The organism is Pricia sp. (genome assembly GCF_041745955.1).
In the GTDB taxonomy this organism is placed as follows: Bacteria; Bacteroidota; Bacteroidia; order Flavobacteriales; family Flavobacteriaceae; genus Pricia.
Map to the genome: position 1 here is coordinate 1 of NZ_JBGTHY010000447.1, position 2,932 is coordinate 2,932.

Sequence of the window (2,932 nt, forward strand, 5' to 3'; positions counted from 1 at the left end):
CTATCGGAATGTACACCAAAAACATATCAAAAATTATTCCCGGAAACATGAAAAAAGGAGAATGGCCTTGGGGCGGTCACTCTTCGGGGTACGAAAAAACCAAAAACAATTTCCATTGGAAGTTGGCCTTAATCCGTTTTCGATTGATGGCCACACCTACGTAATGGCTTTGGTCATCGACATAACGGAGCGAAAAAAAATCGAGGAGAGCCAAAAAATGAGGACCGCGGCACTCGATGCCGCCCTAAACGGTGTTACCATTACGGATGCACTGCAACCTGACCATCCTATTATCTATTCAAATGCCGCTTTTGAAAGGATTACGGGATACCCGAAAGAAGAAACGCTAGGCAAGAATTGCCGGTTCTTGCAGAACGGGGACCACGATCAAGAAGGTGTAAAAAAAATGCGGCGTGCCATACAAAAAGGCAAAAGCTGCCGAGTGCAATTGCGTAATTATAAAAAAGATGGCACGCTGTTCTGGAACGAGGTCTCCATTAGCCCCATTGCGGACAAAGAAGGAAAAACGACCCATTTCGTAGGCATTCAAAACCCTATTACCGATCGACTTTTGGCGGAACAGGAAATAGGGCATCTAGCCAGTATCTTTGATGAATCGCTCAACGAGATATACGTATACGATGCCGAATCGCTACTTTTCGTCAATGTCAATCACGGTGCACAGAAATATACGGGATATACCCTTGCGGAATGCAAAAAAATGACCCCGTTAGATTTAAAACCGGAGTTTACCGAAGCCAGTTTCCGAAAATTGATTTCGCCCCTCCTTTACGGTGAAAAAGAAAAAATCGATTTCGAGACCGTACAGCGCCGGAAGAACGGTACCACCTATCCTGTAGAGGTACATTTGCAAACATCGACCGTGAACCACCGGCAAATGGTAATTGCCATAATTCTGGATATTTCAGATCGGAAAAACTATACCCAAAAACTCGAAAAAACCGTTGAGCAACGAACGGAACAATTAAAAAAGGCCTTGGAAACCGAAAAAGAGCTGAACGAGCTGAAGACCAAGTTCCTGTCCCTGGTCTCCCACGAGTTCAAAACGCCCCTGAGTGGTATATTGACCTCCGCCACTTTGGTAGGAAAATATACGAAGGAAGATCAGCAGGAAAAAAGGGACAAGCACCTAAATACCATAATCGGTGGTGTACACCACCTGACCCATATTTTGAACGATTTCTTGTCCATGGAAAGAATGGAAAAAGGAAAGGAAGTGTATCGGTATTCAAAATTCTCGTTGAGCAAGCTGGTCAACGAGGTCGTCTACAATGCCAATATGATGCTAAAAAGCGGGCAACATATCAATTATCCGCAGAATATCGATGATGTAAATATCTACCAAGACGAAAAAATAGCGGACCTTGTGCTGACCAATCTTCTGAACAATGCCGTGAAATATTCCCGGGAGGACACGGAAATAGATCTAAAAGTAGACCTAATGAAGGACAAGATCGTTTTCCATATCAAAGATTTGGGCATCGGCATCCCCAAAAAAGACCAAAAATACATTTTCGACCGTTATTTTAGGGCAGAAAATGTATTGACGACCCAGGGAACGGGTATCGGCCTCAATATTGTAAAGGCGCATGTTGAGAATCTAGGCGGCAACATCAATTTTAAGAGCACCGAAAATAAAGGGAGTACCTTTACGGTGGAACTGCCGCTGGAAGACTAAGCGGGAAACCCTTGCTATAGGTAGTTAAAAAGTTATGGGAGAGTTATGGTTTTGAAAAAAGTACTCCTTATCGAAGACGACACCGTTCTAAGGGAAAATACGGCCGAATTGTTGGAACTTTCCGATTATGAAGTGCGGACGGCGGCAAACGGAAAAAAAGGTTTGGAACTTATCAAAGAATACCTTCCCGATGTAATCGTCTGTGATATCATGATGCCAGAACTGGACGGTTTCGGGGTTTTGGCAGCCTTATCCCAAGATATCCGAACAAAGGGCATCCCCTTTATATTCCTTTCCGCAAAGACCGAACACAAAGATATCCGTAAGGGCATGGAGCACGGCGCGGACGATTACCTGACCAAACCTTTCATGGAAACCGAACTGATCGGAGCCATTGAGAGCAGACTCGCGAAAACGGCGATCTTAAAAGAAGGAAATACAGAAAGTCTTGCTGTGAGACAATCTGTGGACATTCCCGTTAAAAGTATTCACGACCTCAAAAACTACATCGACGACAACGGGCAGGAACATGGTTTTGCAACGGGCGAAACCATTTACCGAGAGGGTATGCATTCCAATACGGTATACTTGGTATTGAAAGGAGTGGTAAAGACCCATAAACTTGATAGTAACGGTAAAGACCTGATTACGGGCATCTATAAACCTGATGATTTTTTCGGTTTTAGCTGTTTCTCCCCGAACACGACCCATAGTGAATATGCCACCGCGATGGAAGACACCGGATTGGTTGCTATTTCTGTCGAGAATTTAAAAAGTCTATTACTGGAAAACCATGGCCTGACCGTGGAACTGGTACAATTTCTTTCCGAGAACCTTTCCGAGGCCAAGGAACAATTGCTGGAAATGGCCTATGGTTCCGTCCGCCGGAAAACGGCGAGTACCATCCTAAAATTTGCGGAGAAACTTCAAAAGGACCCAAAGGGAAACCTTCATATTCTTCGCAGCGATCTTGCCAGTGTGGCCGGTATGGCTACCGAAACATTGATCCGTACCCTTTCCGGTTTTAAAAAAGAAGGGCTGATAGGCATCGAAGACCGCAATATCAGAATCCTCGATTTAGATCGGTTGCGTCGGGTGGATTGATCTTTTCTTTTACACAACATGACCATTGTCATAATATACCCGGTCTTAACGCTCTAGTTTTACGGTACTGAAGCAAAATCTAGACCGGCATGAAGCACCTAATGATACCCACTGATTTCTCGGATAACG

At 44.4% G+C, this 2,932-nt stretch carries 2 protein-coding genes; both read left to right on the forward strand.

The genetic code is table 11. From position 1 onward, the window contains the following. Positions 1 to 1,699, forward strand: a 1,699-nt coding sequence (locus tag ACEW8S_RS15835; protein WP_373519093.1) for a PAS domain S-box protein, incomplete at its 5' end; no start/stop codon positions are given. A gap of 45 nt (positions 1,700 to 1,744) precedes the next feature. Then, on the forward strand, positions 1,745 to 2,803 hold the full coding sequence (locus tag ACEW8S_RS15840) for a response regulator (protein WP_373519094.1): 1,059 nt from the start codon (positions 1,745 to 1,747) through the stop codon (positions 2,801 to 2,803). Positions 2,804 to 2,932: the final 129 nt, after the last annotated feature.